This is a genomic window from Serratia sp. (in: enterobacteria) (genome assembly GCF_046715635.1).
Taxonomy (GTDB): Bacteria; Pseudomonadota; Gammaproteobacteria; order Enterobacterales; family Enterobacteriaceae; genus Chania.
In genome coordinates this window covers 1-5533 of sequence record NZ_JBKJYW010000201.1, presented here as the reverse complement: position 1 = coordinate 5533, position 5533 = coordinate 1, and the positions used below count along the sequence as shown (strand labels likewise).

The following is a 5533-nucleotide window of genomic DNA, read 5'->3' as shown; positions in this document are numbered from 1 at the left end:
GACTTAAGGAAAGAGGAAGAATAACCATGCCGACCAAGAATCGAGTGATCTGGCGCGAAGGCCTGTTCATTAAGCCACAACACTTTCAACAGCAACAAAGACATAACGATTATCAGCTGCAGCGCCGCATCACCGCGCTGACCAATTACACCTATGGCTTCCACTCGTTGCAGATCAATCAGGAACTGCTGAAGCTGGGGCGTATCGGCTTGACCAACGCCAGCGGCAGCATGGCAGATGGCACCGTGTTTGATATCCCTTATCAGGATCGCTCGCCCAAGCCGCTGGACGTACTGAACTGCAACGATGCCGCCAGCCGCGATATCTATCTGGCGTTGCCAATGCTCAACGACGCCATCAATGAGGTTGCCAGCCCACATAGCCAACTGCCTGGGGCGATCCGCTACGCTGAACATACCGATGACGTGCGCGATTTGCACACCGACGGCGGCGATGTCAGCCAGCTGCTGCTGGCCCAGTTGGCACCGCGTTTGATGCAGGGTTCCGAAGATCTCAGCGCCTATTCCGTGCTGCCGGTCTGCCGCATCAAAGAGAAGCACCCGGATGGCTCGCTGATCCTGGATGAAGAGTTTATTCCTACCTGCACCACCCTGCACGCCTCCGTACAGTTGAAAGACTTTATGGATGAAGTGGAAGGCACTTTGGTGGAGCGCGCCCGGCTGTTAGCCAAACGCATCGGTTCGCCGGGCCAGCAGGGAATTGCCGACGTGGCCGAATTCATGATGCTGCAGGTGTTTAACCGCATGCAGCCCTTGTTCACCCATCTGTCTCATCAGGCGGTGCTGCATCCACAGGATTTTTATAGCCACCTGGTACAAACCTGTGGCGAGTTGCGCACCTTTACCGACGAGTCACGTCTGGCAGGCAGCTTCATCGTCTATAACCATGACAACCTGACCGACTGCTTCCAGCCGCTCTTCCTGGCGATGCGCCAAACGCTCAGCACGGTGCTGACACCGCGTGCCATCTCGGTACAGCTGCATCCACAGCCTAACGGCATTCGTGTGGGAACGATCAACGATAGCGATCTGTTGCGCAGCGCCGACTTTGTGCTGGCCGTCCGGGCGCAGATCCCGCAGGAAGAGCTGCGGCGCAAATTCGTGCAGCAAACCAAAATTACCTCGCTGGAGAAAATCCGTGAGCTGGTTAGCCTGCAACTGCCTGGTGTACCGCTGGTGGCGCTCTCTGCCGCACCGCGTCAGCTGCCTTACCATTCCGGCTATACCTACTTCATGTTGGATCGACAAAGCCCGACCTGGAAAGAGGTCCTGCAAAGCAACGCGATTGCCTTCCACGTTTCGGGAGATTTCCCTGAACTGGATATGCAGTTCTGGGCGATTAGGAGCAGCTAATGAAAATGCATGCCGTCACGGATAACCCAGCGCTGCCCGAAACGGAAACCGTCACTTCGTATCGGCAATATCAGCTCCCGCTGCGCGGTGAGAGCCTGAATGCGATGGTGGACGCCGCCACGCCGTTACTCGGCATGGTGCTGCGCTTGAAAGATATGGAAAACCAGCCGCTGCCAGACCAGCTTTATCAGCAGGTGGTAACGGATATCCGCGCTATTGAGCAGTTCCTGCAAACCAAAGGCTACGAGCCAGGGGCGATCGTTTCGTTCCGCTACGTGCTTTGTACCTTTATCGATGAGACGGCGTTAGGGCACGGTTGGAATACGCAAAACGGCTGGTTGCAGCAGTCCTTGCTGGTGCATTTCCATAACGAAACCTGGGGCGGTGAGAAGGTGTACGTCCTGCTGGAACGCCTGATGGGTGAACCCAAACGTTATCAGGATCTGCTGGAGTTCATTTACCTGTGTTTCTGCCTGGGTTATCGCGGCCGCTACAAGGTGACATTGCAAAACAGCGATGACTTTGAACGGCTGTTCCGCCGGCTGCATCACCAACTGCAACAGCTGCGCGGTGAAGCGCCAGCCACCGTCCTGCACCAGAAACAAAGCCGCCTCGGTGGGCGTTATTACCTGAGTAAACGGTTGACCATCAAGCATCTGTTATGGGGGGGCTTGGGCCTGTTGACGGTGATTTACCTGTTTTATGCCATCCAGTTGCATGGACAGACTCAGGATATTTTGCAGCAGCTAAACAATTTATTGAGCTAGGAAGCACAGATGATTCAAATTGACTTGCCCACGCTGGTAAACCGCCTTAATCCCATCGCCCGCCATGCCCTGGAGGCCGCGGCGGCACACTGCGTCAGCCTGCAGGAAGCGGAAGTGACGGTCTCGCAGGTATTAATGCAGATGGTCGCCAGCCCCTTAAGCGACGTCAGGGTGATCCTTAATCATGCTGGCGTGGACACTGACGCATTGCGTGAGTCACTCGATCAACGTATTTCCGGCTATCAGTCGGTCACTCAGGCTTATCCCAGCTTCTCCCCTTTACTGGTGGAGTGGTTGCAGGACAGCTGGTTGTTGGCGTCGGCTGAAATGGATCACAGCCAGCTGCGTGGCGGGGTGATGTTACTGACCTTACTGCTGAGCCCTATGCGTTATTTAACACCGGCGGCCAGCCGGTTGTTATCCCCGGTGAACCGCGAACTATTGCGCCAGAACTTTGCTGACTGGACCGCTGATTCCGCAGAAGCCCCTCGGGTAGCGAAAGCGGGCGATAAAACCGCCGCAGCCGCCACCGGCGAAAGCCTGCTGGCTCGCTATGCCAGCAACATGACCGAGCAGGCCCGTAAAGGCACGCTGGATCCGGTGCTGTGCCGCGACGAAGAAATTGACCTGATGATCGATATCCTGTGCCGCCGCCGCAAGAACAACCCGATCGTGGTGGGTGAGGCCGGTGTGGGTAAAAGCGCCCTGATCGAAGGACTGGCGCTGCGCATCGTGGACGGCCAGGTGCCGGAAAAGCTGTGCAACAGCGAACTGATGACGCTGGATCTCGGCGCGTTGCAGGCCGGTGCTGCGGTAAAAGGCGAGTTCGAAAAGCGCTTCAAGGGGATCATGGCGGAAGTTGCCCAGTCAGCCACGCCGATCATCCTGTTTATTGATGAAGCCCATACGCTGATCGGCGCGGGCAATCAGCAGGGTGGCCTGGATATCTCCAACCTGCTGAAACCGGCGTTGGCGCGCGGTGAGCTGAAAACCATCGCCGCCACCACCTGGAGCGAATACAAAAAGTATTTTGAGAAAGACGCCGCGCTGTCGCGCCGTTTCCAACTGGTGAAGGTTTCTGAGCCGAGTGCCGAAGAGGCTACGGTGATCATGCGTGGTCTGCGCACCATCTATGAAAAGGCGCATGGTGTGCTGATCGACGACGAGGCGCTTCAGGCATCAGCGGTGCTCAGCGATCGCTATCTCTCTGGCCGCCAACTGCCGGACAAGGCCATCGACGTGCTCGATACCGCCGCCGCGCGGGTGGCGATCAACCTGACTTCGGCACCGCGCCAGGTATCGGCACTGAAAACGCAGTTGCACCAGCAGGCGATGGAAATCCAGATGTTGGAGCGTGAACAGCGCCTCAACCTGAGCCAGCCGGATGAGCGTTTATCCGTATTGCAGCAACAGCGCGCGGAGATCGAACAGCAACTGACGGATCTGAATGCCAGTTGGCAAACCCAGCAGCAGTTGGTGCAGCAGATCATCGCTCTGCGGGGGGAGCTACTGACGCAGGAAGAGAACGCTACGGAAGAACAAGCCATTAATCTGGCTGCGCTGGGTGCCGAGCTGGAACAACTGCAACAGCATCAAACCTTGGTTTCTCCGCACGTGGATAAACATCAGATCGCAGCAGTGATCGCCGAGTGGACCGGCGTGCCGTTAAACCGCCTGTCGCAGAGCGAACTGTCGGTGGTGACCGAGCTGCCAACGTATCTTGGCGAACAAATCAAAGGCCAGGAAACCGCGATCCACTGCCTGCATCAGCACCTGCTGACCGCCAGGGCCGATTTGCGCCGTCCAGGCCGCCCAATGGGGGCCTTCCTGCTGGTGGGGCCAAGTGGCGTCGGTAAAACCGAAACCGTATTACAGATCTCCGAGCTGTTGTACGGCGGGCGCCACTATCTCACCACCATCAACATGTCCGAGTTCCAGGAAAAACACACCGTTTCGCGCCTGATCGGTTCACCGCCGGGTTATGTGGGCTATGGCGAAGGCGGCGTGTTGACAGAAGCCATCCGCCAGAAACCCTATTCGGTGGTGCTGCTCGATGAAGTCGAAAAAGCCCATCCCGACGTGCTCAACCTGTTCTATCAGGCGTTCGACAAAGGTGAACTGGCCGATGGCGAAGGGCGCATCATCGACTGCAAGAACGTGGTGTTCTTCCTGACCTCCAACCTGGGCTATCAGACCATTGTCGATCACGCCGAACAGCCGGAACTGCTGGGTGAATTGCTTTACCCCGAGCTGGCGGCCTTCTTCAAACCCGCTTTGTTGGCGCGTATGGAAGTGGTGCCTTACCTGCCGCTGGGCAAGGACACGCTGCAGACCATCATCCACGGCAAGCTCAAACGCCTGGATAACCTGCTGCGCCAGCGCTTTAGCGCCGAGGTGGTGATAGAGCCTGAGGTGATCGAAGAGATCCTACTGCGCGCCACCCGTGCCGAGAACGGGGCGCGCATGCTGGAGTCGATTATTGACGGGGCGTTGCTGCCACCGGTTTCCCTACTGCTATTGCAAAAAATGGCGGCAGGTACGGCGATTAGCCATATCCGCATTGCCACGGAGGGAAATGCGTTTACCGCACAGGTCGAGGAGGCACCATGAGGCAACGGCTGAAATGCTTGCTGGCGCTGCTGGAAAACGATTCGGTCGAGCATTTGGTCCATGGTTTTTTGACGCTGGATCACCACCGTCACGGGTTCGACGGTTTGATGGTAGCGATGTTCAACGCCAGCGAGGGGCAGTTGGAATGTGTCCGTCTGTCTGATGCCAACCGGCGCGCCACGGTGAAACTGGAAGCCGATATCGAAGACACCAACCACCCGTTGGTGCGGGTGCTGCGCAACGGCGCGCCAGAAGTCTGGTACGCGCTCAATCGCGGAGTGCGCATCGAAGATGACGGCTTTCGCGGTTTTATTGAGGCGTTGCCCAACGGCTGCAGCATGTATGGCGTACCGCTGTTTGATTTTCAGGGGCGGGCCTGCGGGGTGATTGCGGTGTTTGCCGAAGATATCGATCGATTTGTGGACAGCCGCGGCATGTTTTCCATCTATTGCCAGATTTTTCAGCACCGCCTCAACAAACTGCAAGAGGTGGAGCATCTGCGAACGCAACTGGTCCAGCTGCGTTCGATGTTCAAGGTGCGTGAAAAACAGTTGGATGAGCTGATGATCTCGCTGAGCACCTCCGACGTCTCCACCTCGCCAGAGCTATCACGCGATTACAGCAAGATAGATGACCTGTCTAGCGCGGTGGAGGCGTTTGAAGCCGCGGTACTGACGCAGCGCCAGCGTCTGTACGGCAATGACAAAAACCGCATCGCTGACAGCCTGGGGATCACGCCGCGCACCCTGGGTTACAAGTTGGCGAAATACAGGTGTTAGCTAT

At 57.2% G+C, this 5533-nt stretch carries 4 protein-coding genes; all 4 read left to right on the top strand.

Features of this window, described 5'->3' with window-relative positions; all coding sequences use genetic code 11:
• Positions 1–26: 26 nt before the first annotated feature.
• The 4 genes from tssK to ACLQ7H_RS10005 are packed head-to-tail and all read left to right on the top strand — an operon-like array spanning position 27 to position 5529.
• Positions 27–1373 (top strand): type VI secretion system baseplate subunit TssK, encoded by a 1347-nt coding sequence (gene tssK / locus ACLQ7H_RS10020; RefSeq protein WP_411752525.1) that lies wholly within the window; start codon positions 27–29, stop codon positions 1371–1373.
• Positions 1373–2140 carry a type IVB secretion system protein IcmH/DotU gene (icmH, locus tag ACLQ7H_RS10015; protein ID WP_411752524.1) on the top strand — a complete coding sequence of 256 codons (768 nt, stop codon included), beginning with the start codon at positions 1373–1375 and terminating at the stop codon, positions 2138–2140. The genes tssK and icmH overlap by 1 nt, the downstream gene beginning before the upstream one ends.
• Positions 2141–2149: 9 nt before the next feature.
• Entirely contained in the window at positions 2150–4750 is a 2601-nt protein-coding gene (gene tssH, locus ACLQ7H_RS10010; RefSeq protein WP_411752523.1) for a type VI secretion system ATPase TssH, read from the top strand.
• Positions 4747–5529, top strand: a complete 783-nt coding sequence (locus tag ACLQ7H_RS10005) for a helix-turn-helix domain-containing protein (protein WP_411752522.1) — start codon at positions 4747–4749, stop codon at positions 5527–5529. Before tssH ends, ACLQ7H_RS10005 begins: the two co-directional genes overlap by 4 nt.
• The last annotated feature ends 4 nt before the right edge of the window (positions 5530–5533 follow it).

What these genes read in the sequence shown, in the direction of transcription:
- icmH (WP_411752524.1), top strand. Translation starts at nt 1,373, where the DNA reads ATGAAAATGCATGCCGTCACGGATAACCCAGCGCTGCCCGAAACGGAA.
- ACLQ7H_RS10005 (WP_411752522.1), top strand. Translation starts at nt 4,747, where the DNA reads ATGAGGCAACGGCTGAAATGCTTGCTGGCGCTGCTGGAAAACGATTCG.
- tssH (WP_411752523.1), top strand. Translation starts at nt 2,150, where the DNA reads ATGATTCAAATTGACTTGCCCACGCTGGTAAACCGCCTTAATCCCATC.
- tssK (WP_411752525.1), top strand. Translation starts at nt 27, where the DNA reads ATGCCGACCAAGAATCGAGTGATCTGGCGCGAAGGCCTGTTCATTAAG.